The organism is Streptomyces sp. NPDC049585 (assembly GCF_040675615.1).
Taxonomy (GTDB): Bacteria; Actinomycetota; Actinomycetes; order Streptomycetales; family Streptomycetaceae; genus Streptomyces; species Streptomyces luteosporeus.
Genome location: NZ_JBFAPE010000011.1, coordinates 1 through 25,771, shown reverse-complemented (window position 1 = coordinate 25,771; position 25,771 = coordinate 1). Strand labels below are relative to the sequence as shown.

Annotated in this window: 25 protein-coding genes; 22 read left to right on the top strand and 3 right to left on the bottom strand. The window is 71.6% G+C overall.

Annotation, left to right across the window (positions count from 1 at the left end):
* The first annotated feature begins 1 nt into the window (after nucleotide 1).
* The 3 genes from secF to AB0K17_RS14485 all read left to right on the top strand — a co-directional run bounded on the left by secF (nucleotide 2) and on the right by AB0K17_RS14485 (nucleotide 4,424).
* The gene (gene secF, locus AB0K17_RS14495; RefSeq protein ID WP_365968219.1) at nucleotides 2–1,114 is read left to right on the top strand and encodes a protein translocase subunit SecF; all 1,113 of its coding nucleotides are present in this window, start codon (nucleotides 2–4) and stop codon (nucleotides 1,112–1,114) included.
* Nucleotides 1,111–1,668, top strand: coding sequence for an adenine phosphoribosyltransferase (locus tag AB0K17_RS14490; RefSeq protein ID WP_365968218.1), 558 nt, complete (start codon nucleotides 1,111–1,113; stop codon nucleotides 1,666–1,668). The genes secF and AB0K17_RS14490 overlap by 4 nt, the downstream gene beginning before the upstream one ends.
* A gap of 236 nt (nucleotides 1,669–1,904) precedes the next feature.
* Nucleotides 1,905–4,424 (top strand): bifunctional (p)ppGpp synthetase/guanosine-3',5'-bis(diphosphate) 3'-pyrophosphohydrolase, encoded by a 2,520-nt coding sequence (locus AB0K17_RS14485; protein ID WP_365968217.1) that lies wholly within the window; start codon nucleotides 1,905–1,907, stop codon nucleotides 4,422–4,424.
* Between the two features lie 81 nt (nucleotides 4,425–4,505).
* Here the strand turns inward: AB0K17_RS14485 and AB0K17_RS14480 are convergent, their stop codons facing one another.
* Together AB0K17_RS14480 and AB0K17_RS14475 are read right to left on the bottom strand one after the other, a co-directional pair.
* Nucleotides 4,506–5,735, bottom strand: a complete 1,230-nt coding sequence (locus tag AB0K17_RS14480; RefSeq protein ID WP_365968216.1) for a DUF349 domain-containing protein — start codon at nucleotides 5,733–5,735, stop codon at nucleotides 4,506–4,508.
* Nucleotides 5,736–5,946: 211 nt separating this feature from the next.
* Nucleotides 5,947–6,768 carry a peptidylprolyl isomerase gene (locus AB0K17_RS14475; protein ID WP_365968215.1) on the bottom strand — a complete coding sequence of 274 codons (822 nt, stop codon included), beginning with the start codon at nucleotides 6,766–6,768 and terminating at the stop codon, nucleotides 5,947–5,949.
* 198 nt (nucleotides 6,769–6,966) lie between these two features.
* On the opposite strand from AB0K17_RS14475, the gene AB0K17_RS14470 reads away from it, so the two are divergent.
* The 4 genes from AB0K17_RS14470 to AB0K17_RS14455 are packed head-to-tail and all read left to right on the top strand — an operon-like array spanning nucleotide 6,967 to nucleotide 11,093.
* Nucleotides 6,967–7,677, top strand: coding sequence for an MBL fold metallo-hydrolase (locus tag AB0K17_RS14470; protein ID WP_365968214.1), 711 nt, complete (start codon nucleotides 6,967–6,969; stop codon nucleotides 7,675–7,677).
* Nucleotides 7,678–7,687: 10 nt separating this feature from the next.
* Nucleotides 7,688–8,950, top strand: coding sequence for a histidine--tRNA ligase (gene hisS / locus AB0K17_RS14465; RefSeq protein WP_365968213.1), 1,263 nt, complete (start codon nucleotides 7,688–7,690; stop codon nucleotides 8,948–8,950).
* A gap of 59 nt (nucleotides 8,951–9,009) precedes the next feature.
* Nucleotides 9,010–9,672 carry a vitamin K epoxide reductase family protein gene (locus AB0K17_RS14460; protein ID WP_365968212.1) on the top strand — a complete coding sequence of 221 codons (663 nt, stop codon included), beginning with the start codon at nucleotides 9,010–9,012 and terminating at the stop codon, nucleotides 9,670–9,672.
* A 59-nt stretch (nucleotides 9,673–9,731) separates the two neighbouring features.
* Entirely contained in the window at nucleotides 9,732–11,093 is a 1,362-nt protein-coding gene (locus AB0K17_RS14455; protein WP_365968211.1) for a replication-associated recombination protein A, read from the top strand.
* Nucleotides 11,094–11,116: 23 nt separating this feature from the next.
* Here the strand turns inward: AB0K17_RS14455 and AB0K17_RS14450 are convergent, their stop codons facing one another.
* Nucleotides 11,117–11,743, bottom strand: a complete 627-nt coding sequence (locus AB0K17_RS14450; protein WP_365968210.1) for a DUF2470 domain-containing protein — start codon at nucleotides 11,741–11,743, stop codon at nucleotides 11,117–11,119.
* A 201-nt stretch (nucleotides 11,744–11,944) separates the two neighbouring features.
* On the opposite strand from AB0K17_RS14450, the gene rpsD reads away from it, so the two are divergent.
* The 15 genes from rpsD (at nucleotide 11,945) to nusB (ending at nucleotide 25,641) form a co-directional block, all read left to right on the top strand.
* Nucleotides 11,945–12,559, top strand: a complete 615-nt coding sequence (rpsD, locus tag AB0K17_RS14445; protein WP_365968209.1) for a 30S ribosomal protein S4 — start codon at nucleotides 11,945–11,947, stop codon at nucleotides 12,557–12,559.
* 193 nt (nucleotides 12,560–12,752) lie between these two features.
* Nucleotides 12,753–13,190: a DUF948 domain-containing protein gene (locus AB0K17_RS14440; protein WP_344434121.1), complete on the top strand. Its 438-nt coding sequence runs from the start codon at nucleotides 12,753–12,755 to the stop codon at nucleotides 13,188–13,190.
* A gap of 7 nt (nucleotides 13,191–13,197) precedes the next feature.
* The gene (locus tag AB0K17_RS14435; RefSeq protein WP_365983134.1) at nucleotides 13,198–13,521 is read left to right on the top strand and encodes a DUF6167 family protein; all 324 of its coding nucleotides are present in this window, start codon (nucleotides 13,198–13,200) and stop codon (nucleotides 13,519–13,521) included.
* The gene (gene alaS, locus AB0K17_RS14430) at nucleotides 13,521–16,190 is read left to right on the top strand and encodes an alanine--tRNA ligase (protein WP_365968208.1); all 2,670 of its coding nucleotides are present in this window, start codon (nucleotides 13,521–13,523) and stop codon (nucleotides 16,188–16,190) included. Before AB0K17_RS14435 ends, alaS begins: the two co-directional genes overlap by 1 nt.
* A gap of 4 nt (nucleotides 16,191–16,194) precedes the next feature.
* Nucleotides 16,195–16,659 carry a Holliday junction resolvase RuvX gene (gene ruvX, locus AB0K17_RS14425; RefSeq protein WP_344434118.1) on the top strand — a complete coding sequence of 155 codons (465 nt, stop codon included), beginning with the start codon at nucleotides 16,195–16,197 and terminating at the stop codon, nucleotides 16,657–16,659.
* A 125-nt stretch (nucleotides 16,660–16,784) separates the two neighbouring features.
* Nucleotides 16,785–18,458 (top strand): endolytic transglycosylase MltG, encoded by a 1,674-nt coding sequence (gene mltG, locus AB0K17_RS14420; RefSeq protein ID WP_365968207.1) that lies wholly within the window; start codon nucleotides 16,785–16,787, stop codon nucleotides 18,456–18,458.
* Nucleotides 18,455–19,288 (top strand): shikimate dehydrogenase, encoded by an 834-nt coding sequence (locus AB0K17_RS14415; RefSeq protein WP_365968206.1) that lies wholly within the window; start codon nucleotides 18,455–18,457, stop codon nucleotides 19,286–19,288. Before mltG ends, AB0K17_RS14415 begins: the two co-directional genes overlap by 4 nt.
* A gap of 130 nt (nucleotides 19,289–19,418) precedes the next feature.
* On the top strand, nucleotides 19,419–20,603 hold the full coding sequence (aroC, locus tag AB0K17_RS14410; protein WP_365968205.1) for a chorismate synthase: 1,185 nt from the start codon (nucleotides 19,419–19,421) through the stop codon (nucleotides 20,601–20,603).
* Nucleotides 20,600–21,148 carry a shikimate kinase gene (locus AB0K17_RS14405; RefSeq protein WP_365968204.1) on the top strand — a complete coding sequence of 183 codons (549 nt, stop codon included), beginning with the start codon at nucleotides 20,600–20,602 and terminating at the stop codon, nucleotides 21,146–21,148. Before aroC ends, AB0K17_RS14405 begins: the two co-directional genes overlap by 4 nt.
* A 7-nt stretch (nucleotides 21,149–21,155) precedes the next feature.
* Nucleotides 21,156–22,247 (top strand): 3-dehydroquinate synthase, encoded by a 1,092-nt coding sequence (gene aroB, locus AB0K17_RS14400; RefSeq protein WP_365968203.1) that lies wholly within the window; start codon nucleotides 21,156–21,158, stop codon nucleotides 22,245–22,247.
* Nucleotides 22,244–22,687, top strand: a complete 444-nt coding sequence (gene aroQ / locus AB0K17_RS14395) for a type II 3-dehydroquinate dehydratase (RefSeq protein ID WP_365968202.1) — start codon at nucleotides 22,244–22,246, stop codon at nucleotides 22,685–22,687. The genes aroB and aroQ overlap by 4 nt, the downstream gene beginning before the upstream one ends.
* Before the next feature lie 107 nt (nucleotides 22,688–22,794).
* Nucleotides 22,795–23,418, top strand: coding sequence for an AAA family ATPase (locus AB0K17_RS14390; protein ID WP_365968201.1), 624 nt, complete (start codon nucleotides 22,795–22,797; stop codon nucleotides 23,416–23,418).
* Nucleotides 23,419–23,477: 59 nt separating this feature from the next.
* Nucleotides 23,478–24,587, top strand: a complete 1,110-nt coding sequence (locus AB0K17_RS14385; RefSeq protein WP_365968200.1) for a M24 family metallopeptidase — start codon at nucleotides 23,478–23,480, stop codon at nucleotides 24,585–24,587.
* A gap of 50 nt (nucleotides 24,588–24,637) precedes the next feature.
* The gene (efp, locus tag AB0K17_RS14380; RefSeq protein ID WP_365968199.1) at nucleotides 24,638–25,204 is read left to right on the top strand and encodes an elongation factor P; all 567 of its coding nucleotides are present in this window, start codon (nucleotides 24,638–24,640) and stop codon (nucleotides 25,202–25,204) included.
* A gap of 2 nt (nucleotides 25,205–25,206) precedes the next feature.
* The gene (gene nusB / locus AB0K17_RS14375; RefSeq protein WP_365968198.1) at nucleotides 25,207–25,641 is read left to right on the top strand and encodes a transcription antitermination factor NusB; all 435 of its coding nucleotides are present in this window, start codon (nucleotides 25,207–25,209) and stop codon (nucleotides 25,639–25,641) included.
* Nucleotides 25,642–25,771: the final 130 nt, after the last annotated feature.

Sequence of the window (25,771 nt, the reverse complement as noted above, 5' to 3'; positions counted from 1 at the left end):
GATGTCGCGACTCGGCACTCTCGGCGCCCGGCTGTACCGCGGCGAGGTCGGCTACGACTTCGTCGGCAAGCGGAAGATCTGGTACGGCATCTCGATCCTCATCACCATCACGGCCGTCGTCGGCCTGGCGGTGCGCGGCCTGAACATGGGCATCGAGTTCTCCGGCGGCGCGGTCTTCACCACGCCCAAGACCTCGGTCAGCGAGGTCCAGGCCCGGCACACGGCGGAGGAGGCCTCCGGCCACACCGCGGTGGTCCAGAAGCTCGGCGACGGCACCCTGCGCGTCCAGGTCAGCGAGCTCAGCACCGACCAGTCGCGCAAGACCCAGGACGCCCTGGCCAAGAAGCTGGGCATCTCCACCAACAAGGTCAACACCGACATCGTCGGCCCCAGCTGGGGTGAGCAGATCGCCAACAAGGCCTGGTGGGGCCTGGGGATCTTCATGATCCTGGTGGTCGTCTACCTCGCCATCGCCTTCGAGTGGCGCATGGCGCTCGCCGCCCTGGTCGCCCTGATCCACGACCTCACCATCACCGTCGGCATCTACGCGCTCGTCGGCTTCGAGGTCACCCCGGGCACCGTGATCGGTCTGCTGACGATCCTCGGTTACTCGCTCTACGACACCGTCGTCGTCTTCGACGGTCTGAAGGAGAGCGCGAAGGACATCACCAAGCAGACCCGCTTCACCTACAGCGAGATCGCCAACCGCAGCCTCAACGGCACCCTGGTGCGCTCCATCAACACCACCGTGGTGGCGCTGCTGCCGGTCGCCGGCCTGCTGTTCATCGGCGGCGGCTTCCTCGGCGCGGGCATGCTCAACGACATCTCCCTCGCCCTCTTCGTCGGCCTCGCGGCCGGCGCCTACTCCTCGATCTTCATCGCCACCCCGCTGGTCGCCGACCTCAAGGAACGCGACCCGCAGATGAAGGCGCTCACCAAGCGCGTGCGCGCCCGCCGTGCCGCCGACGCCGCCAAGGCCGAGGCCGGTACGGGGAGCGCCGAGGGCGGCGACGACGAGGAGCCGCAGGACGTCGCCGGCCTCGTCGGCCAGCGCCAGGACTCCGCCGGCCGGGGCCGCGGCGGCCGCGGCCGTCCGTCGGGCAAGCGCCGATGAGCGCCGCCCGCGCCGAGCAGGGCCTGCGGGAGCTGCTGCTCGGCCACATCCGCGACGTACCCGACTACCCGAAGCCGGGCGTGGTCTTCAAGGACATCGCCCCGCTGCTCTCCGACGCCCCGGCCTTCGCCGCGCTCACCGACGCGTTCGCGGAGCTGTGCGAGCACTACGCGGTGGACAAGGTCATGGGCCTGGAGGCCCGCGGCTTCATCCTCGGCGCCCCCGTGGCCGTCCGCGCCGGCCGCGGCTTCGTGCCCGTCCGCAAGGCGGGCAAGCTGCCGGGCGAGACGCTGTCCCAGGCCTACGACCTGGAGTACGGCAGCGCCGAGATCGAGATACAGGCCGACGCGCTGGCCGCCGGCGACCGCGTGCTGGTCATCGACGACGTGCTGGCCACCGGCGGCACCGCCGAGGCCTCGCTGGAGCTGATCCGCCGCGCCGGCGCCGAGGTGGCGGGCGTCGCCGTGCTGATGGAGCTCGGCTTCCTGGCCGGCCGGCAGCGGCTGGAGCGGTCCCTGGCCGGGGCCCCGCTGCACGCGCTGATCACGGTCTAGCCCCGCACGGGCGGGCTGGAACGGCCCCCCGGAAACACCCCAGGCGGACACCCCAGGCGGGCACCGGGAAACAACCGGTGCCCGCCCGGTGTTTTCCCGGGCAGACCCCTTGCGGGCTCCTGCAGACCCCTTGCAGGAACCCGGCCGCAGCCCGGCGCGGAGCGCCGTGGTGGCCGGGATCGATACCATGGCAGTCCGGACCTGATCGGGGGGCCGGAACGCTTGAGGGAGTGCTCTTGCCAGACGAGGTCCAGCCGCTCACCGCCGCCCAGCCGGACAAGCCGAGCCCCGACGCCGCGGCGTCCGGCGGCACGCCCCCGGCCCGCCCGGACGCCGCCGCAGGCGGCACGGCCGCCCGGGGCGAGCACACGAGCGCGGGCACCCCGCAGTACCGGACCGCGCCGCAGCCGCCCGCCGGCGCACCGGCCCGGCCCTCGGCCACGCCCGGCCCCGCGCCCCGCACCGGCTCCTCCAGCCGGGTGCGCGCCCGCCTCGCCCGCCTGGGCGTCCAGCGGCAGAGCCCGTACAACCCCGTCCTCGAGCCGCTGCTGCGCATCGTGCGCGGCAACGACCCCAAGGCGGACGCCGGCACCCTGCGCCAGATCGAGCGCGCCTACCAGGTCGCCGAGCGCTGGCACCGCGGCCAGAAGCGCAAGAGCGGCGACCCGTACATCACCCACCCGCTGGCCGTCACCACGATCCTCGCCGAGCTCGGCATGGACCCGGCCACCTTGATGGCCGGCCTCCTGCACGACACCGTCGAGGACACCGAGTACGGCCTGGAGGACCTGCGCCGCGACTTCGGCGACCAGGTCGCCCTGCTCGTCGACGGCGTCACCAAGCTGGACCGGGTGCAGTTCGGCGAGGCCGCCCAGGCCGAGACCGTGCGCAAGATGGTCGTCGCCATGGCCAAGGACCCGCGCGTCCTGGTCATCAAGCTCGCCGACCGCCTGCACAACATGCGCACCATGCGCTACCTCAAGCGGGAGAAGCAGGAGAAGAAGGCCCGCGAGACGCTGGAGATCTACGCCCCGCTGGCGCACCGGCTGGGCATGAACACCATCAAGTGGGAACTGGAGGACCTCGCCTTCGCGATCCTCTACCCCAAGATGTACGACGAGATCGTGCGCCTGGTCGCCGAGCGGGCCCCCAAGCGCGACGAGTACCTGGCCACCGTCATCGACGAGGTCCAGGCCGACCTGCGCGCCGCCCGCATCAAGGCCACCGTCACCGGCCGGCCGAAGCACTACTACAGCGTCTACCAGAAGATGATCGTGCGGGGCCGCGACTTCGCCGAGATCTACGACCTGGTGGGCATCCGCGTCCTCGTCGACACCGTCCGCGACTGCTACGCGGCGCTGGGCACCGTCCATGCCCGGTGGAACCCGGTGCCCGGGCGGTTCAAGGACTACATCGCGATGCCCAAGTTCAACATGTACCAGTCGTTGCACACGACGGTCATAGGACCTTCCGGCAAGCCCGTCGAGCTGCAGATCCGCACCTTCGACATGCACCGCCGGGCCGAGTACGGCATTGCCGCGCACTGGAAGTACAAGCAGGAGGCCGTCGCCGGCGCCTCCAAGATCCGTACCGATGTGCCGCGCACGTCCGGCAAGGACAAGGACGCCATCAACGACATGGCGTGGCTGCGGCAGCTGCTGGACTGGCAGAAGGAGACCGAGGACCCGGGCGAGTTCCTGGAGTCGCTGCGCTTCGACCTCTCGCGCAACGAGGTCTTCGTCTTCACGCCCAAGGGTGACGTCATAGCGCTCCCGGCGGGTGCCACGCCCGTCGACTTCGCCTACGCCGTGCACACCGAGGTCGGCCACCGCACCATAGGCGCGCGGGTCAACGGCCGCCTCGTCCCGCTGGAGTCGACCCTCGACAACGGCGACCTGGTGGAGGTCTTCACCTCCAAGGCCCCCGGAGCGGGGCCCTCCCGCGACTGGTTGGGCTTCGTGAAGTCCCCGCGGGCCCGCAACAAGATCCGTGCCTGGTTCTCCAAGGAACGCCGCGACGAGGCGATCGAGCAGGGCAAGGACGCCATCGCCCGGGCCATGCGCAAGCAGAACCTGCCGATCCAGCGCATCCTCACCGGCGACTCCCTGGTCACCCTCGCGCACGAGATGCGCTACCCCGACATCTCCTCCCTGTACGCAGCGATCGGCGAGGGCCACGTCGCGGCACAGGGCGTGGTGCAAAAACTCGTCCAGGCGCTCGGCGGCGAGGACGCGGCCACCGAGGACATCGAGGAGACCGCCCCCATCCGCGGCCGCTCCAAGCGGCGCACCAGCGCCGACCCGGGCGTGGTGGTCAAGGGCGTCGACGACGTGTGGGTCAAGCTGGCCCGCTGCTGCACCCCGGTGCCCGGGGACCCGATCATCGGCTTCGTCACCCGCGGCAACGGCATCTCGGTGCACCGCGCGGACTGCGTCAACGTCGACTCGCTCTCGCAGCAGCCGGAGCGGATCCTCGACGTGGAGTGGGCGCCCACCCAGTCGTCCGTGTTCCTGGTCGCCATCCAGGTCGAGGCCCTCGACCGCTCCCGGCTGCTGTCGGACGTCACCCGGGTGCTGTCCGACCAGCACGTCAACATCCTCTCGGCGGCCGTGCAGACCTCCCGCGACCGGGTGGCCACCTCGCGCTTCACCTTCGAGATGGGCGACCCCAAGCACCTCGGGCACGTGCTCAAGGCCGTCCGCGGCGTGGAGGGCGTCTACGACGTCTACCGCGTGACGTCGGCGCGCAGGCCGTAACGGCGGGCACCAGGTGGGCATGAGTAAGGGGCTCCGGCACTAGCCGGAGCCCCTTACTCATGTGGGCTCGTGCGGGCTCGGTCAGCCGCCGAACTCCTCAAGACCCTTCAGGGCCTGGTCCAGCAGCGCCTTGCGGCCCTCCAGCTCCTGCGCGAGCTTGTTGGCCTTGGCCTCGTTGCCCGCCGCACGCGCCTTGTCGACCTGCTCCTGCAGCTTGTCGACGGCCGCCTGCAGCTGGCCCGTCAGCCCCGCCGCACGCGCCCGCGCCTCGGGGTTGGTGCGCCGCCACTCGGCCTCCTCGGCCTCCTGGATCGCGCGCTCCACCGCGTGCATCCGACCCTCGATCCGCGGCCGGGCGTCCCGCGGCACGTGGCCGATGGCCTCCCAGCGCTCGTTGATCGACCGGAATGCCGCCCGCGCCGCCTTCAGGTCCGTCACCGGGAGCAGCTTCTCGGCCTCGACGACCAGCTCCTCCTTCAGCGACAGGTTGCCCTGCTGCTCGGCGTCCCGCTCGGCGAAGACCTTGCTGCGGGCCTGGAAGAAGACGTCCTGCGCGCCCCGGAACCGGGCCCACAGCTCGTCCTCGGACTCCCGCTGCGCCCGCCCGGCGGTCTTCCAGTCCGCCATCAGCTCGCGGTAGCGCGCGGCCGTCGGACCCCAGTCCGTCGAGCCCGAGAGCGCCTCGGCCTCGGCGACCAGCTTCTCCTTGATCTTGCGGGCGTCCTCGCGCTGCGCGTCCAGCGAGGCGAAGTGGGCCTTGCGGCGCTTGGAGAACGCCGAGCGGGCGTGCGAGAAGCGGTGCCACAGCTCGTCGTCGGTCTTGCGGTCCAGCCGCGGCAGGCCCTTCCAGGTGTCGACCAGGGAGCGCAGCCGCTCGCCGGCCGACCGCCACTGCTCGCTCGCCGCCAGCTCCTCGGCCTCGGCGACCAGCGCCTCCTTGGCCGTACGGGCCTCCTCGGTCGCCTTGGCCTTGGCCGCCTTGCGCTCCTCGCGGCGCGACTCGACGGCGGCGACCAGCTTGTCCAGCCGCTCCCGCAGCGCGTCGAGGTCGCCCACCGCGTGGTGCTCGTCGACCTGGGTGCGCAGATGATCGATGGCGGTCATCGCGTCCTTGGACGACAGATCGGTGGTCCTGATCCGGCGCTCGAGGAGGCCGATCTCGACGACCAGGCCCTCGTACTTGCGCTCGAAGTAGGCCAACGCCTCCTCGGGAGACCCCGCCTGCCACGAGCCGACGACCTGCTCACCGTCGGCAGTACGCACGTACACGGTCCCCGTCTCGTCGACGCGGCCCCACGGGTCGCTGCTCACAGCGCCTCCTCCACATGATGCCGGGGCCGTGTGCGGCCCGCGCGCATCGTCCACAGTTGTTCCGGGCAGAGCCGCGCCCTGGCCGGTCCGACGGCTTGATCATCCGGGTGCGCAAAGGCCGTCGGAGCAGGCACCCTACACAACGCCAACATAGGCGAACGGCGGCCCGGCTGTCCGTATCCCGCGCGACCGAAATTTCGCCGTCCGGGCGTCAGCTTCTGGTCACCGTCGCCTTGTCGATCACGACGGTGGCGTTCGGCGCGCCGTCCCCGGCGCCCGAGTTCTCGCCCGCGTCGGCGATCTTCTTCAGCGTCTTCATGCCCTCGGGGCCGATCGTGCCGAACGGCGTGTACTGCGGCGGCAGCTGGCTGTCCTGGTACACGAGGAAGAACTGGCTGCCACCGGTGTGCGGCTGGCCGGTGTTCGCCATCGCGACGGTGCCCGCGGGATAGACGTTGCCCTTGAGCCTGGAGTCCTTGAGGTTCTCGTCCTCGATGGTGTAGCCCGGGCCGCCCATGCCGGTGCCCTTCGGGTCACCGCACTGCAGCACGTAGATGCCGGCGGTGGTCAGGCGGTGGCACTTCGAGTGGTCGAAGAAGCCCTCCTTCGCCAGGAAGTCGAAGGAGTTGACCGTATGGGGGGCGTTCGCCGCGTCCAGCTTGAGGTCGATCGTGCCGCAGGTCGTCTTCAGCTCCATCGCGTACGACGCGGACTTGTCGACCGTCATCTCCGGCTCCGACTTCCACGTCTTCGCCGACGGCGAACCCGGAGCGGGCTTGGCGCACGGGTCCGGGCCCTTCTTCGCGGACGGCAGGGCGTCGGGGGAGGCGTCGGCGGCCGTGTTCTTCTTGCCGTCGCCGGAGAACGCCCCGGCCGCGTACGCCCCCGCTCCCGCGGCCAGCACCGCGGCGAGCCCGCCGGCGATCACCGCGTTCCGCAGGCGGGCCTTGCGCCGTGCCGCCTCGCGGCGCTGCTGCTGCCGCTCGAACTTCTCCCGGGCGAGCTGGCGCCGCCGCTGCTCGTTAGTGACCACCGGGTCCTCTCCTCGTGCCGTCTCGTCGCATGTCATGAGCCGCGAATCGCGAGTATCGCCCGTACCGTATACGGGTTCGCGGCGGCAGGAGTGCCGCCGGTAGGCTGCATCCACGACGATCCGGACCGATGGTCCCCGCGCACGGGGGCCGCGGACCGGTCAACCGCCTGTCAGACTTGCCGATCATTAAGGACGAACGTGCTCATTGCCGGGTTCCCCGCCGGAGCCTGGGGGACCAACTGCTACCTGGTCGCCCCGGCCGCCGGCGAGGAGTGCGTGATCATCGACCCGGGCCACCAGGCGGCCCCCGGCGTCGAGGAAGCACTGAAGAAGCATCGGCTCAAGCCCGTCGCCGTCGTCCTCACCCACGGCCACCTCGACCACGTCGCCTCGGTCGTCCCGGTGTGCGGCGCCCACGACGTCCCGGCCTGGATCCACCCCGACGACCGCTACATGATGAGCGACCCGGAGAAGGCCCTGGGCCGCACCATCGGGCAGCCGCTCATGGGCGAGCTGACCATCGGGGAGCCCGACGACCTCAGGGAGCTGTCCGACGGCAGCACGCTGCAGCTCGCCGGCATGGAGCTCACCGTCGCGCATGCGCCCGGCCATACCAAGGGGTCGGTGACCTTCAGGCTGCCGGAGACCTCCGAGATCCCCTCGGTGTTCTTCTCCGGCGACCTGCTGTTCGCCGGCTCCATCGGACGCACCGACCTGCCCGGCGGTGACCACGGCGAGATGCTCCGGTCGCTGGCACGCGTGTGCCTGCCCCTGGACGACTCGACCGTGGTGCTGTCCGGCCACGGCCCCCAGACGACCATCGGCCGTGAGCGCGCCACCAACCCTTACCTGCGTGAGGTGGCCGCCGGCTTCGGAGCCGGATCCCCGGCTCCGCGACGAGGAATGTGACGAGAGTTCCGTGAGCACCTTCAAGGCCCCCAAGGGCACCTACGACCTCCTTCCCCCCGACTCGGCGATCTACCTCGCCGTGCGCGAGGCGATCTCCGCGCCGCTCAAGCGGGCCGGCTACGGCTACGTGGAGACCCCGGGCTTCGAGCAGGTCGAGCTGTTCTCCCGCGGCGTCGGCGAGTCCACCGACATCGTGACCAAGGAGATGTACACCCTCACCACCCGCGGCGGCGACCAGCTCGCCCTGCGCCCCGAGGGCACCGCCTCCGTCCTGCGCGCCGCGCTGGAGGCCAACCTCCACAAGGCCGGCAACCTGCCGGTCAAGCTCTGGTACTCCGGCTCGTACTACCGCTACGAGCGCCCCCAGGCCGGCCGCTACCGCCACTTCTCCCAGGTCGGCGCGGAGGCCATCGGCGCGGAGGACCCCGCCCTCGACGCCGAGCTGATCATCCTGGCCGTCGACGCCTACCGCTCGCTCGGCCTGAAGAACTTCCGCCTGCTGCTGAACTCGCTCGGCGACCAGGAGTGCCGCCCCGCCTACCGGGCCGCCCTGCAGGACTTCCTGCGCGGCCTGGACCTGGACGAGGACACCCGCCGCCGCATCGACATCAACCCGCTGCGCGTCCTCGACGACAAGCGCGAGGCCGTCCAGAAGCAGCTCGTCGGCGCCCCCATGCTGCGCGACCACCTGTGCGAGGCGTGCAAGGAGTACCACGAGCAGGTCCGCGAGCTGCTGACCGCCGCCGGTGTCGCCTTCGAGGACGACCCCAAGCTGGTCCGCGGCCTGGACTACTACACCCGCACCACCTTCGAGTTCGTCCACGACGGCCTCGGCTCGCAGTCCGCGGTCGGCGGCGGCGGCCGCTACGACGGCCTCTCCGAGATGATCGGCGGCCCCGCGCTGCCGTCCGTCGGCTGGGCGCTCGGCGTCGACCGCACGGTGCTGGCCCTCAAGGCCGAGGGCATCGAGCTCGAACTGCCCGCGGCCACCCAGGTCTTCGCCGTGCCGCTGGGCGAGGAGGCCCGCCGGGTGCTCTTCGGCACGGTCACCGAGCTGCGCCGGGCAGGCGTCGCCACCGACTTCGCCTTCGGCGGCAAGGGCCTGAAGAACGCCATGAAGTCCGCCAACCGCTCGGGTGCCCGCTTCGCGCTCGTCGCCGGCGAACGGGACCTGGCCGAGGGCGTGGTGCAGCTGAAGGATCTGGAGAGCGGCGAGCAGAAGGCCGTGCCCCTCGAGACCGTTGTGAGTGAAGTCCTTTCGGCCCAAGGCTGATTCACAGGCTGCTGGTGCAGAATGGGCGGCAACGGCCTACTGATGGGATCGACAGCGCTATGACCACTTCGGCACTCGACCGCTCCGACACCGACGACGCGGGGCCGGACGTCCCCGCCACCGGAGCGGTGGGCGCCAGCCGTGCGTTCGCGTGGTTGCTGGTGATCACCGGTGCCGCCGGGCTGCTGGCCTCGTGGGTCATCACGATCGACAAGCTCAAGATCCTCGAGGCCAAGGTCGCCGGTACGACCTTCACCCCCGGCTGCAGCCTCAACCCCATCGTCTCCTGCGGAAACATCATGGAGAGCGCCCAGGCCAAGGCGTTCGGGTTCCCGAACCCGATGATCGGCCTGGTCGCCTACTCCGTGATCATCGCGGTGGGCATGGGGCTGTTCGCCGGGGCCCGCTACCGCCGCTGGTACTGGCTGGGCATGGAGGCCGGCTGCCTCTTCGGCGTCGGCTTCGTCACGTGGCTGCAGTACCAGTCGCTGTACGTCATCGGCTCGCTGTGCCTGTGGTGCTGCCTGGCCTGGGTCGCCACCATCGTCATGTTCTGGTACGTCACGCTGCAGAACATCCGGCACCGCTTCATCCGGGTGCCCGAGGGCCTGCGCCGCGGCCTGCTGGAGTTCCACTGGGTCGTGCCGGTGCTGTGGATCGGCGTGATCGGCATGCTGATCCTCACCAAGTGGTGGTGGTTCTGGACGGGCGGCACCGCCTGATCGCCGGGCACCTGGCGCGATCGGGCGGTGGTGTCAGAGGCAGGGCTTAGGGTTTCGGTGTGGAGCCCGACCTGTTCACCGCAGCCGCAGAGGACCGCCAGGAGAAGGACCCGGCGGCCAGCCCCCTGGCCGTCCGCATGCGTCCCCGCACCCTCGACGAGGTCGTCGGGCAGGGGCATCTCCTGCGGCCCGGCTCGCCGCTGCGCCGCCTTGTCGGGGAGGGCAGCGGCGGCCCCGCCGGCCCCTCCTCGGTGATCCTCTGGGGCCCGCCCGGCACCGGCAAGACGACCCTGGCCTACGTCGTCAGCCAGGCCACCCACAAGCGCTTCGTGGAGCTCTCCGCGATCACCGCGGGCGTCAAGGAGGTCCGGGCCGTCATCGACGGCGCCCGCCGCGCCTCGGGCGGCTACGGCAAGGAGACCGTCCTCTTCCTCGACGAGATCCACCGCTTCAGCAAGGCCCAGCAGGACTCCCTGCTGCCCGCCGTGGAGAACCGCTGGGTCACCCTCATCGCGGCCACCACGGAGAACCCCTACTTCTCGATCATCTCGCCGCTGCTCTCGCGCTCCCTGCTGCTGACCCTGCAGGCCCTGACCGACGACGACCTGCGCGGCCTGATCCACCGCGCCCTCACCGACGAGCGGGGGCTCGGCGGGGCGGTCACGCTCCCCGAGGACACCGAGGCCCACCTGCTGCGCATCGCCGGCGGGGACGCGCGCCGGGCGCTGACCGCCCTGGAGGCGGGCGCCGGCTCGGCCCTCGCCCAGGGCGAGGCGGTGATCACCCTGGAGACGCTGGAGGCCGCGGTCGACCGCGCGGCGGTGAAGTACGACCGGGCCGGTGACCAGCACTACGACGTGGCCAGCGCGCTGATCAAGTCCATCCGCGGCTCGGACGTCGACGCCACGCTGCACTATCTGGCGCGCATGATCGAGGCGGGGGAGGACCCGCGGTTCATCGCCCGCCGACTGATGATCTCCGCCAGCGAGGACATCGGGCTGGCCGACCCCACCGCGCTGCAGACGGCCGTCGCGGGGGCCCAGGCCGTGGCGATGATCGGCTTCCCCGAGGCGCGGATCATCCTGAGCCAGGTCGCGGTGGCGCTGGCCCTGGCCCCGAAGTCCAACGCCGCGTACCTGGCGATCGACGCGGCGCTGGCGGACGTACGGGCGGGCCTGGCCGGCCCCGTCCCCGCGCACCTGCGGGACAGCCACTACAAGGGCGCCCAGAAGCTGGGGCACGGGCAGGGGTACGTCTATCCGCACGACGTGCCGGGCGGGATCGCGGCGCAGCAGTACGCGCCGGACGCGGTGCACGGCAAGCGGTACTACGAGCCGACGCGGTACGGGGCGGAGGCGCGCTACGCGGACGTGGTGGAGCGGGTCCGCTCCCGCCTGCGGGGCGAGCCGCAGGGGGAGTAGCCCGGCCCCGGCCGCCGGCGCCGCTACAGGCCGGCGGAGGCGAAGAGGCGGTGCATCTCGGTGCGCAGGGCGCGGATGTCGCCCACGGGGTGGGGGAACTCGAAGCGGGCGTCCACGTGGCCGCTGCCGCCCGCGAAGGTGAAGCGCACCCGCAGGCCGAAGCGGTCCAGGGCCAGCGGCACCGCCGAGGCGCACCCGGGCATGTCCAGCAGCGCGGCCAGCGCCCGTACCTGGTCGTCGTGGCCCACGTGCAGGTGCTGCAGCAGTTCCGCCTCGTACGCGGCCAGCGGGTCGGCCGAGGCGCGGGCGAAGTCCTCGGGGGCGACGGATTGCGCGCCCCACAGGTCGTCGACGTACGCTGCGGTCGGCTCCAGCCGCAGGACGCCGTCGGCGCAGGTGAGCCGGCCGGTGATGCGGGCCCGGCCGCGGATGCGGTCGCGCACGGCGACCGGGGCGACGTCGACGAGTTCGAGCACCGCGGTGGTGGTCCCGCCGAGGTGGCCACTGCCCAGCAGGATCTCGCCGCTGCGGCCCACGGAGCGCGGCTCCAGCACGTGCAGCGCCTCCGCCGCGGGGGCCCCTGGAATCAGCAGGGCCGCGGAGCATGTACTCTGTACGAGAGTTCGTGTGCGTTCGGCTGCTGACGGCATCCGGGCGATCTCAAGTCCGCTGGGACGCGGCTGACCACGATCTGATCGGACCTCCGTCACGTTGACGCCCTCTGGAGCGTCGGATCCCTTTGTGGATCCCTTCGTGCTGTCCGTGATGTGACTGGTGTTCCCCGGACGAGACATGCGATCTCCTTGAGTAAGGTAAGCCTAACCTAACTTATCAACGGAGGTCTGGAGAACGTGCCTAACCAGTCGCGTCCCAAGGTCAAGAAGTCTCGTGCGCTCGGCATTGCGCTGACCCCGAAGGCCGTCAAGTACTTCGAGGCCCGCCCCTACCCGCCGGGCGAGCACGGCCGTGGCCGCAAGCAGAACTCGGACTACAAGGTCCGTCTGCTCGAGAAGCAGCGTCTGCGCGCCCAGTACGACATCAGCGAGAAGCAGATGGCGCGCGCCTACGACCGCGCCAAGAAGGCCGAGGGCAAGACCGGCGAGGCGCTGGTCGTCGAGCTCGAGCGTCGTCTCGACGCCCTGGTCCTGCGTTCGGGCATCGCCCGCACCATCTACCAGGCCCGCCAGATGGTCGTCCACGGCCACCTCGAGGTCAACGGCAAGAAGGTCGACAAGCCGTCCTTCCGCGTCCGTCCGAACGACGTCGTGATGGTCCGCGAGCGCAGCCGCGCCAAGGCCCTCTTCGAGACGGCCCGCGCCGGTGGCTTCGCCGCCGACGGCGAGACCCCGCGCTACCTCCAGGTCAACCTGGCTGCGCTGGCCTTCCGCCTGGACCGCGAGCCGAACCGCAAGGAGATCCCGGTCATCTGCGACGAGCAGCTGGTCGTCGAGTACTACGCCCGCTGACGCGGACGTAGGGACTTCCTTCTTCGCCCTGCCCGCCGACTTCGCCCGCCCCTGCGGCGGCGAGCCGGCGGGCTTGCGCGTTCACGGAGCCGGACGCGCCTACGGCCCGGTAATGCGGTACGGGCCGGTGCGCCCGGCGCGATAAGGTCGGTACGACCAGTAGTGACGTGCAACAGCTAGGGAGCGGTGCAGCGTGTCCGGTGGAGAGGTGGCCGGGATCCTCGTGGCCGTCTTCTGGGCGATCCTCGTGTCGTTCATCGCGCTGGCCCTGGTGCGGCTCGCGCAGACGCTCAAGGCCGCCACCCGGCTGGTCTCCGACATCTCCGAGCAGGCCGTGCCCCTGCTCGCCGACGCCTCCGCGACCGTCCGCTCGGCGAACCACCAGCTCGCCCGCGTCGACTCGATCACCGCGGACGTCCAGGAGGTCACCGCGAACGCCTCCGCGCTGTCCTCCACCGTCTCCACCGCCTTCGGCGGGCCCCTGGTCAAGGTCGCCGCGTTCAGCTACGGCGTGCGCCGCGCGATCGGCCGCAAGGCCGCGCCCGAGGCACAGCAGCAGAGCACCGTTCTCGCCGGCCGGACGCTCCCGTCCGCCCGGCGCGGCGGCCGCCGTACCCGTGGGAAGGGCTGACCCAGAAATGTTCCGCCGCGCCTTCTGGTTCACCACCGGTGTAGCAGCCGGTGTGTGGGCCACCACCAAGGTCAACCGCAAGCTGGCCAAGCTCACTCCGGAGAGCCTGGCCCTGCAGGCGGCGGACCGGGCGGTCGTCGCCGGCCGCAAGGTCAAGCTCTTCGCACTCGACGTGCGCGACGGCATGGCGCACCGTGAAGAGGCGCTCAAGGAGGCGCTCGGTCTGAACGCCGCGCCCCCCGAGCCCCATGCACTGCCCGAGCAGCGCCGCCTGGTCGCGCTCGAACCGCCCCACCCCCACCACACGCTCACCCGGAAAGAGGACCACTGATGGAGTCGGCTGAAATCCGCAGGCGCTGGCTGCGCTTCTTCGAGGAGCGCGGGCACACCGTCGTGCCGTCGGCGTCGCTCATCGCGGACGACCCGACCCTGCTGCTGGTCAACGCGGGCATGGTGCCCTTCAAGCCGTACTTCCTCGGCGAGGTGAAGCCCTCCTTCAGCCGCGCCACCAGCGTGCAGAAGTGCGTGCGCACGCCGGACATCGAGGAGGTCGGCAAGACCACCCGGCACGGCACGTTCTTCCAGATGTGCGGCAACTTCTCCTTCGGCGACTACTTCAAGGAAGGCGCGATCAAGTACGCCTGGGAGCTGCTGACGACTCCCGTGGCGGACGGCGGCTACGGCCTGGAGCCGGAGAAGCTCTGGATCACCGTCTACCTGGACGACGACGAGGCCGAGCGCATCTGGCGCGACGTCGTCGGCGTGCCCGCCCAGCGCATCCAGCGCCTGGGCAAGAAGGAGAACTTCTGGTCCATGGGCGTGCCCGGCCCCTGCGGCCCGTGCTCCGAGATCAACTACGACCGGGGCCCGGAGTTCGGTATCGAGGGCGGCCCGGCCGTCAACGACGAGCGCTACGTGGAGATCTGGAACCTGGTCTTCATGCAGTACGAGCGCGGCGCCGGCGAGGGCAAGGAGGACTTCCCGATCCTCGGCGACCTGCCCGCCCAGAACATCGACACCGGCCTCGGCCTCGAGCGCCTGGCGATGATCCTGCAGGGCGTGCAGAACATGTACGAGACCGACACCCTGCGCGTCGTGATCGACAAGGCCACCGAGCTGACCGGCGTCCGCTACGGCGCCACCAAGGACACCGACGTCTCCCTGCGCGTGGTCGCCGACCACCTGCGCACCTCGACGATGCTCATCGGCGACGGCGTCACCCCCGGCAACGAGGGCCGCGGCTACGTGCTGCGCCGCATCATGCGCCGCGCCATCCGCAACATGCGCATGCTGGGCGCCACCGGCCCGGTCGTCGCCGAGCTGCTCGACGTCGTCATCCGCACGATGGGCCAGCAGTACCCGGAGCTGATCACCGACCGCTCGCGCATCGAGACCGTCGCGCTCGCCGAGGAGGCCGCCTTCCTCAAGACGCTCAAGGCCGGCACCAACATCCTCGACACCGCCGTCACCGAGACCAAGGCCGCCGGCGGCACGGTCCTCGCCGGCGACAAGGCGTTCCTGCTCCACGACACCTGGGGCTTCCCGATCGACCTCACCCTCGAGATGGCCGCCGAGCAGGGCCTGAAGGTGGACGAGGACGGCTTCCGCCGCCTGATGAAGGAGCAGCGGGAGCGGGCCAAGGCCGACGCCAAGGCCAAGAAGACCGGCCACGCCGACCTGTCCGCCTACCGCGAGGTGGCCGACACCGCCGGTGCCACCGACTTCACCGGCTACACCCTCACCGAGGGCGAGTCGACCGTCGTCGGCCTGCTCGTCGACGGCCTGCCCTCGCCGGCCGCCTCCGAGGGCGACGAGGTCGAGGTCGTCCTCGACCGCACCCCCTTCTACGCCGAGGGCGGCGGTCAGCTCGCCGACACCGGCCGCATCAAGCTGGACAACGGCGCCGTCATCGAGATCCGCGACGTCCAGAAGCCCGTCCCGGGCGTCCACGTCCACAAGGGCGTCGTCCAGGTCGGCGAGGTCACCGTCGGTGCCTCGGCCTACGCCGCGATCGACGTCCGGCGCCGCCGCGCCATCGCCCGCGCCCACAGCGCCACCCACCTCACCCACCAGGCGCTGCGCGACGCCCTGGGCCCGACGGCCGCCCAGGCCGGTTCGGAGAACTCCCCGGGCCGCTTCCGCTTCGACTTCGGCTCGCCGACCGCCGTGCCCGGCAGCGTGCTGACCGACGTCGAGCAGCGCATCAACGAGGTCCTCTCCCGCGAGCTGGACGTCCAGGCCGAGGTGATGAGCCTGGAGGACGCCAAGAAGCAGGGCGCCATCGCCGAGTTCGGCGAGAAGTACGGCGAGCGCGTGCGCGTGGTGACCATCGGCGACTTCTCCAAGGAGCTGTGCGGCGGCACGCACGTGCACAACACCTCCCAGCTGGGTCTGGTCAAGCTGCTGGGCGAGTCCTCCATCGGCTCGGGCGTCCGCCGTGTCGAGGCCCTCGTCGGTGCCGACGCCTACAACTTCCTGGCCAAGGAGCACACGGTCGTCGCCCAGCTCACCGAGCTGGTCAAGGGCCGCCCGGAGGAGCTGCCGGAGAAGATCTCGGGCATGCTCGCCAAGCTCAAGGAGGCCGAGAAGGAGATCGAGCGCTTCCGCGCCGAGAAGGTCCTGCAGGCCGCGGCCGGCCTGGCCGAGGGCGCCAAGGACCTCCACGGCATCGCCTTCGTCGCCGGCAGGGTGCCGGACGGCACCGGCGCCGACGACCTGCGCAAGCTGGTGCTGGACGTGCGCGGGCGCATCACCGGCGGCCGCCCGGCCGTCGTGGCCCTGTTCACCGTGGCGAACGGCCGCCCGCTGACCGTCATCGCCACCAACGAGGCCGCCCGCGAGCGCGGCCTGAAGGCCGGCGACCTGGTCCGCACCGCGGCCAAGACCCTCGGCGGCGGTGGCGGCGGCAAGCCGGACGTCGCCCAGGGCGGCGGCCAGAACCCCGAGGCCGTCGACGAGGCCGTCGCCGCCGTCGAGCGCCTCGTCGCAGAAGCGGCCTGAGGCCGTGCGACGCGGCAGGCGCATCGCCGTGGACGTCGGGGACGCCCGGATCGGGGTCGCCTCGTGCGACCCCGACGGGATCCTCGCCACCCCGGTCGAGACCGTGCCCGGACGCGACATCCCGCAGGCCCACAAGCGGCTGGTGGCGATCGTCGCGGAGTACGAGCCCCTCGAGGTCGTCGTCGGTCTGCCCCGCTCCCTCAAAGGGGGGGAGGGGCCGGCCGCGGCCAAGGTCCGCACCTTCGCCAAGGAGATGGCCCGGCGCATCGCGCCGGTGCCCGTCCGGCTGGTCGACGAGCGGATGACGACGGTCACCGCGACCCAGGGGCTGCGTGCCTCGGGCGTCAGCTCGAAGAAGGGGCGCTCGGTCGTCGACCAGGCGGCCGCCGTGGTGATCCTGCAGAACGCCCTGGAGACCGAGAAGGTCTCCGGGCGTCCGCCGGGGGAGACCGTCGAAGTGGTCATCTGATCGCAATACGGTAACGTTCCGCGCGACATGGCAGCTGTTCGAATGCCTTCCGGGCAGGACCAGGCATCGGACTCTCGCGCTCACCGAGCGCCCAACGGCTGCCGCTGTGCGGCTCTAGGGGACAGATGACTGAGTACGGCCGGGGTTCCGGCTCCCAACCGTGGCACCCCGAGGATCCCCTGTACGGGGACCAGGGGTACCACGGGCAGCAGTACGGGCAGCAGCCGGCGCAGCCCCACCACCCCGGTCCGCAGCAGCAGTACGGCGGCTGGGACCCCTCGCAGGGCGCGGGGGGTCCCTACCCCGCCGGCCACGGCGACCCCTACACGAGCCACGGCTCCAACACCACCACGTACGACGGTCAGCAGGGCGCCTATTACGACCAGGCGAACTCGGCCGGCCAGCCCGGCGGTTACCCCCAGCAGCACATGCCTCAGCAGCACATCCCCCAGCAGCCGCACGCCCCCCAGCAGGCCCATGTGCCCCAGCAGCCGTACGCCGGGGAACAGCACGGCCCGCATGACACCGGGGCGCACCCGGCACCGGTCCCGCCCGCGCAGGAGCCCTGGCACACCGAGCCCGGCGAGGAGCGGATCTCCCTCTTCGACGACCCCGCCGACGAGCCGGTGCCCGGCGACGAACCGGAGCCCGCCACCGAGGAGCGCGGCCGCGAGCGCCGCGGCAAGGGCAAGGGACGCGACAAGGGGCGCGAGAAGAAGAACAAGCGCCGCAGCGGTACCGCCTGCCTGCTGGTCGCCGTGGTCCTCGTCGGTGGCGTGGGCGGTGGCGGCTACCTCGCCTACGACTACTGGCAGACCCACTACGGCGCCGCGCCCGACTACGACGGCGAGGGCACCGGCCAGGTCCAGGTCGAGATCCCCAAGGGCGCCTCCCTGACCCAGATGGGCCAGGTTCTGGAGAAGGCCGGCGTGGTCAAGAGCGTCGGCGCCTTCACCGAGGCGGCGGCCAAGGCGTCCATCCAGCCGGGCACGTACAGCCTGCACAAGGAGATGTCCGGCAAGGCGGCCGTCGCGATGATGACGAACTCCGCCAACTTCCTCGTCATCGCCGAGGGCCTGCGCGCCGGCGAGGTCTACGCGACGATCGACAAGAAGCTGGGGATCCCGGCGGGCACCACCAAGAACGTCGCCCGCAGCCAGGCGAAGAACCTCGGCCTGCCCGAGTGGGCGGGCGGCGAGTCCAGCATCAAGGACCCCCTGGAGGGCTTCCTCTTCCCCTCGCAGTACAGCGCGGGCAAGGGCACCAAGCCCGAGGACGTCCTGCGCCAGATGGTCGCCCGGGCCAAGGAGAACTACGACAAGCAGGACGTCGTCGGCAAGGCCCAGCAGCTCGGCCTGAAGTCGCCGCTGCAGGTGATCACCGTCGCCAGCCTCGTCCAGGCCGAGGGCCGCTACAAGCACGACTTCGACAAGGTCTCCCGCGTCATCTACAACCGGCTCAAGCCGGACAACAAGGAGACCTACGGCCTGCTCGACTTCGACTCCACGGTCAACTACGCCAAGAACACCAGCACGCTGGACACCGGCGCCGTCAGCGACCTGCGGAAGTTCAACGACCCGTACAACACCTACAAGATCAAGGGCCTGCCCCCCGGCCCCATCGACAACCCGGGCCTGGAGGCGCTGAAGTCCGCCCTCAACCCGGCGGCCGGCCCCTGGTACTACTTCGTGTCGATCAACGAGAACGAGACGCTGTTCGCCGTGACCAACGAGGAGCACAACAAGAACCGGCAGCGCTACGAGCAGGAGAGCAAGCAGAAGAAGGCGGCCGCCCGATGACAGCCCGGCGCCGGGCCGCCGTCCTCGGCTCGCCCATCGCGCACTCGCTCTCGCCCGTGCTGCACCGTGCCGCCTACGCGGAGCTGGGCCTGGCGGAGTGGACGTACGACCGCTTCGAGGTGGACGAGGCCGCCCTGCCCTGCTTCGTCGAGACGCTCGACGACACCTGGGCCGGGCTGTCGCTGACCATGCCCCTCAAGCGGGCCGTCATCCCCCTGCTCGACGAGATCAGCCCCACCGCCGAGGCCGTCGAGGCCGTCAACACCCTCGTGCTCACCGGCGACGGCCGGCGCCTGGGCGAGAACACCGACATCCCCGGCCTGATCGCGGCCCTGAGCGAGCGGGGCGTGGAGAAGGTGGAGTCCGCCGCCGTCCTCGGCGCCGGCGCCACCGCCTCCTCCGCCCTCGCCGCCCTCGCCCGCATCTGCACCGGCGAGGTCACCGCGTACGTCCGCAGCCCCGAGCGCGCCGCCGAGATGCGGCACTGGGGCGAGCGGCTCGGCGTGCCCGTCCGCACGGCGGACTGGTCCCGCGCCGGCGAGGCCCTGGGCGCCCCGCTGGTCGTCTCCACCACGCCGGCCGGCGCCACCGACGCCCTGGCCGTAGCCGTGCCCGAGCGGCCCGGGACGCTCTTCGACGTGCTGTACGAGCCCTGGCCCACCCCGCTGGCCGCCGCCTGGAGCGCCCGCGGCGGCGCCGTCCTGGGCGGCCTGGACCTCCTGGTGCACCAGGCCGTGCTGCAGGTCGAGCTCATGACCGGCCGCGCCCCGGCCCCCCTGGCCGCCATGCGCGCCGCCGGCGAGGCGGCGCTGGCGGCGCGGGGGACCTGACGGATCCTGCAGCGGACGCCCGCATTCCGTACCGATCCGTCCGTACCGTGGACCTGTGCCGGGACCACCGGCGGCTCGTGGGAGGATCGGAACGAGCATTTCGCATGGCCATGGCTACTGAGGAGCACCGTTGAGCAGGTTGCGCTGGCTGACCGCGGGGGAGTCGCACGGCCCCGCACTGGTTGCGACGCTGGAGGGTCTGCCCGCCGGCGTGCCGATCACCACCGAGATGGTGGCGGACCACCTGGCGCGGCGGCGACTGGGCTATGGACGCGGTGCTCGCATGAAGTTCGAGCGCGACGAGGTCACCTTCCTCGGCGGCGTCCGGCACGGCCTGACCCTGGGCTCCCCGGTGGCGGTCATGGTGGGCAACACCGAGTGGCCCAAGTGGGAGAAGGTCATGGCCGCCGATCCGGTGGACCCGGCCGAGCTCGCCGACCTGGCACGTAATGCGCCGCTGACGCGGCCGCGTCCGGGGCATGCGGACCTGGCAGGCATGCAGAAGTACGACCTGCAGGATGCCCGCCCGATCCTGGAGCGCGCCTCCGCCCGGGAGACCGCCGCCCGCGTCGCGCTCGGCGCCGTGGCCCGCTCCTTCCTGAAGGAGACGGCCGGCATCGAGATCGTCTCCCACGTCGTCGAGCTCGCCTCCGCCAAGGCTCCCTACGGCGTGTACCCCACCCCCGCCGACGTCGAGCGGCTGGATGCCGACCCGGTGCGCTGCCTCGACCAGGACGCGAGCAAGGCGATGGTCGCCGAGATCGACCAGGCCCACAAGGACGGCGACACCCTCGGTGGCGTCGTCGAGGTCCTCGCCTACGGCGTCCCCGTCGGCCTGGGCTCGCACGTCCACTGGGACCGTCGCCTGGACGCGCGCCTCGCGGCCGCGCTGATGGGTATTCAGGCGATCAAGGGCGTCGAGGTCGGCGACGGCTTCGAGCTGGCCCGCGTGCCCGGGTCCAAGGCGCACGACGAGATCGTCGCCACCGAGGACGGCATCCGCCGCGCCTCCGGCCGCTCCGGCGGCACCGAGGGCGGTCTGACCACGGGCGAGCTGCTGCGCGTCCGCGCCGCCATGAAGCCCATCGCCACCGTCCCGCGCGCCCTGCGCACCGTGGACGTCACCACCGGCGAGCCGGCCGCGGCCCACCACCAGCGCTCCGACGTCTGCGCCGTACCGGCCGCCGGCATCGTCGCCGAGGCCATGGTCGCCCTCGTCCTGGCCGACGCGGTGGTCGAGAAGTTCGGCGGCGACAGCGTCGGCGAGACCCGCCGCAACGTCCGCGGATACCTCGACAACCTGGCCATCAAGTGACCCCGCCGCCGCTCGTCGTCCTGGTGGGCCCGCCCGGCGCGGGCAAGTCCACCATCGGCGCCCTGCTCGCCGAGCGGCTGGGCACCGGCTACCGGGACACCGACGCCGACATCGAGGCCACCGCGGGCAAGCCCATCCCGGAGATCTTCATCGACGAGGGCGAGCCGCACTTCCGCGCACTGGAGCGGCAGGCCGTGCGTGCCGCCGTGGCCGAGCACCCCGGCGTGCTCGCCCTCGGCGGCGGCGCCGTCATGGACGAGGGCACCCGGGCCCTGCTCAAGGGCCTGCCGGTGGTCTTCCTCGACGTCGACCTGGCCGATGCCGTGCGCCGCGTCGGCCTGGACGCCCCGCGCCCGCTGCTGGCCGTCAACCCGCGCAAGCGCTGGCGCGAGCTGATGGAGCAGCGCCGGCCGCTGTACACCGAGGTGGCCACCGCCGTCGTCACCACCGGCGGGCGCACCCCGGACGAGGTCGCCGACGCCGTCACCGAGGCGCTGGCGCTGCGGCCCGCGCCCACCACCGACACCACTGAATCCCCGCAGTGAGGAACGCATGACCGACGCCCCCACCCGCATCCAGGTCGCCGGCAGCGCGGGCACCGACCCGTACGAGGTCCTGGTCGGCCACCAGCTGCTCGGTGAGCTGCCCGGCCTGATCGGGCCGCAGGCCAAGCGCGTGGCCGTGCTGCACCCCGAGGCCCTCGCCGCCACCGGCGAGGCGCTGCGCGAGGACCTCGCCGCGCAGGGCTTCGAGACGATCGCGATCCAGCTGCCCAACGCCGAGGAGGCCAAGACCGCCGAGGTCGCCGCCTACTGCTGGAAGGCGCTGGGCCAGTCCAAGTTCACCCGCACCGACGTCATCGTCGGCGTGGGCGGCGGCGCCACCACCGACCTCGCCGGGTTCGTGGCCGCCACCTGGCTGCGGGGCGTGCGCTGGATCGCGGTGCCGACGACCGTTCTGGGCATGGTCGACGCCGCCGTGGGCGGCAAGACCGGCATCAACACCGCCGAGGGCAAGAACCTGGTCGGCGCCTTCCACCCGCCCGCCGGTGTGCTGTGCGACCTGGCCGCGCTGGAGTCGCTGCCCGTCAACGACTACGTCAGCGGCCTCGCCGAGATCATCAAGGCCGGCTTCATCGCCGACCCGGTCATCCTCGACCTCATCGAGGCCGACCCGCAGGCCGCCCGTACGCCGCACGGCCCGCATGCCGCCGAGCTCATCGAGCGGGCGATCCGGGTCAAGGCCGAGGTCGTCTCCGGCGACCTCAAGGAGTCCGGCCGCCGCGAGATCCTCAACTACGGCCACACCCTCGCCCACGCCATCGAGAAGAACGAGCGCTACAACTGGCGCCACGGCGCCGCCGTGGCCGTCGGCATGGTCTTCGCCGCCGAACTCGGCCGTATCGCCGGGCGCCTGGACGACGCGACCGCCGACCGGCACCGGGCCGTCCTCGCATCCGTCGGCCTGCCGGTGACCTACCGCGGCGACCAGTGGCCCCGGCTGCTGGAGACCATGAAGGTCGACAAGAAGTCGCGCGGCGACCGCCTGCGCTTCATCGTCCTCGACGGCCTGGCCAAGCCCACCGTGCTGGAGGGCCCGGACCCGGCCATGCTGCTGGCCGCGCACGCGGAGATCGCGGCGTGAGCGCGCGCCGTGTTCTCGTCCTCAACGGCCCCAACCTCGGGCGCCTCGGCTCCCGCGAACCCGACGTCTACGGCTCGACGTCCTACAAGGGACTCGTCGAGGCGTGCACCCGGCTCGGCGCCGAGCTCGGCTTCGAGGTCGAGGTGCGCGAGACCAACGACGAGGGCGAGATGGTGCGCTGGCTCCACGAGGCGGCCGACGGCTCCGTGCCGGTCGTCATCAACCCCGGGGCGTTCACGCACTACTCGTACGCGATGCGGGACGCCGCGGCGCAGCGGACGGCACCGCTGATCGAGGTGCACATCTCCAACCCCTATGCCCGGGAGGAGTTCCGTCACACGTCGGTGATCGCGGCGGTGGCGAGCGGTACGGTGGCCGGGTTCGGGATCGGCTCCTACCGCCTCGCGCTGCGCGCGCTGGCGGAGGAACTCGCCGCCTGACGCGCTCGTTGTCCTCGAACGCCGGACGGGCTGACACGTCAGCCCGTCCGGCATGTCGGGACCGGGTCGCAAGGAACCACCGCACGAAAACGGAGCGTGCCACAGAGATGCAGCAGCCCGTGGGGCCGTCGTTGCCTCCCGCCCATCCGCCGATGCCGGCCGTGCCGCCGGCGGACGCGACCACCGCCGCCGTGGCGGTGCTGCTCATCGGGCCCGCCGGGGCGGGCAAGACCACCGTCGCCCGGTACTGGGCGGACACCCGCCGGGTGCCGACGGCCCACATCAGCCTGGACGACGTCCGCGAGTGGGTGCGCTCCGGTTTCGCCGACCCGCAGTCGGGCTGGAACGAGCACTCCGAGGCGCAGTACCGCCTGGCCCGCCGCACCTGCGGCTTCGCCGCCCGCAACTTCCTGGCCAACGGCATCTCCTGCATCATCGACGACGCCGTCTTCCCCGACTGGCCCGCCGTCGGCCTCGGCGGCTGGAAGCGGCACGTGGGCCCGGGCCTGCTGCCGGTGGTGCTGCTGCCGGGCCTGGAGGTGGTGCTGGAGCGCAATGCGGAGCGCACCGGCAACCGCCGCCTCGGCGACGAGGAGGTCGCCCGGATCCACGGCCGCATGGCCGGCTGGTACGGCTCGGGGCTGCCGATCATCGACAATTCGCAGCAGGACGTCGCCACCACGGCCCGCCTGATCGACGAGGTCGTGGCCCGGGCGCTGACCACCTGGTAACCGCTCGTCCGGAGGCGCTGGAGGAGCCGGACGGCGCCGCCGAACGTACGCTCGGAGGCATGTCCGAGGTGTACGCGGCCCGGCGCGCCCGGCTGCGCGAGCGCTGTGCCGCGGGCGGCAGCGAGGCCGCCCTGGTCACCGGCGGCGCCAACGTCCGGTATCTGACGGGCGGCGCTCCGCCCGGCGCCGCGCTGCTCCTCGTTCCCGGGCACGATGTGCTGGTGTGCGCGGGGGATCCGTTCGCCGACGTCACCGGTGCCGGCAGGCCCGCCGACGACCTGCCCGTCCTGGTGCTTCCCTCGCCGGAGGGCGATCCGGCGGTGGCCGCCGCCGAGCGGGCGGTGGAGAGCGGGGTGCGGTCACTGGCCGTGGAGGAGCACCATCTGACCGTCTCCCGGCACCGTGCCGTGGTCTCCGTGGCGGCCCGGACGCGCCTGGTGGACCTGGGCCCGGCCGTGGAGCAGCAGCGGGTGGTCAAGGACGACGAGGAGATCTCCTCCCTGCGTATCGCGGCGGAGATCGCCGACCAGGCGCTCGGCGAGCTGCTGGAGTCGATCCTGGTGGGCCGCACGGAGCGGCACCTGGCGCTGGAGCTGGAGCGGCGGCTGATCGACCACGGCGCGGACGGGGCGGCCTTCGCCACCTCGGTGGGCAGCGGCCCGCACTCCGGGCGGTGCGGCCATGTGCCCACCGACCGCAGGGTGGAGGAGGGGGATTTCCTGAGCGTCTGCCTGGGGGCGGACTATCGTGGATACCGGAGCGAGATCGCTCGTACGTTCGTCATCGGCGCCTCGCCGGCGGACTGGCAGATCGAGCTGTACGAGCAGGTCTTCGCCGCCCAGCGCGCGGGTCGTGAGGCCCTGGTGCCGGGCGCGGCCTACCGGGATGTGGACCGCGCGGCGCGTACCGTGCTGGAGGCCGCAGGCCACGGGGAGCGCGTGGGGCCCCGCATCGGCCACGGCGTGGGACTCGAAAACGACGAGGACCCTCGGCTGGCACCGTCGGCCATGGGTAAACTGGACGCTTGCGTGCCGGTCACCGTAGATCCGGGAGTCCACCTCCCGGGGCGGGGCGGCGTCCGGATCGATGACACGCTCGTCGTCCGCCCCGAGGCGGACGGCGGACCCGAGCTACTCACCATCACGACCAAAGAGCTGCTCGCGCTCTAGCGGGGCGCACCGCACTTTCTGGTTCCACCAGTCCAGGAGATTCCGCAACCGTGGCATCCACGAACGACCTCAAGAACGGCATGGTGCTCAAGCTCGAAGGCGGCCAGCTCTGGTCCGTCGTCGAGTTCCAGCACGTCAAGCCCGGCAAGGGCCCCGCCTTCGTCCGTACGAAGCTGAAGAACGTGCTCTCCGGCAAGGTCGTCGACAAGACCTTCAACGCCGGCGTCAAGGTCGAGACGGCCAACGTCGACAAGCGCGGTATGCAGTTCTCGTACATGGACGGCGAGTACTTCGTGTTCATGGACATGGACACGTACGACCAGCTGCACATCGACCGCAAGACCGTCGGTGACGCCGCCAACTTCCTGATCGAGGGCTTCGAGGCCGTCGTCGCGCAGAACGAGGGCTCCGTGCTCTACGTCGAGCTGCCGGCCGCCGTCGAGCTGGTCATCCAGGAGACCGAGCCGGGTGTCCAGGGCGACCGCTCCACCGGTGGCACCAAGCCCGCCACGCTGGAGACCGGCTACGAGATCCAGGTCCCCCTCTTCATCACCACGGGTGAGAAGGTCAAGGTCGACACCCGTACCGGCGATTACCTCGGTCGGGTGAACAGCTAACCGTGTCCGCCCGTAGCAAGGCCCGTAAGCGCGCCTTCCAGATCCTCTTCGAGGCCGACCAGCGGGGCAGCGCCGTGCGGGACGTCCTCGCGGACTGGATCCGGCACGCGCGGTCCGACGACCGCCAGCCGCCGGTGAACCCGTACACGATGCAGCTGGTCGAGGGGTACGCCGAGCGCGCCCCCCGCATCGACGAGCTGATCGCCACCTACGCGATCGACTGGGACCTGGACCGGATGCCGGCCGCGGACCGCAGCATCGTGCGGCTCGGCGCGTACGAGCTGATCTGGGAGGACGAGACCCCGGACGCGGTGGCGATCGACGAGGCCGTGGAGCTGGCCAAGGAGTTCTCGACCGACGAGTCGCCCGCCTTCGTCAACGGTCTCCTCGGCCGCTTCAAGGAGCTCAAGCCGAGCCTGCGGCGCGACGGCAGCTGACCCGCGCGCACACCGCACACACACCAACGCCGTGGGGGGGGGAACCCGGTGGTTTGACGCCCCCCCGCGGGGGGGTGTGTGGTGTGTTTATGCCAATGGTAAGGGGGCCGCGTGGGGGTCGGCGCCGATC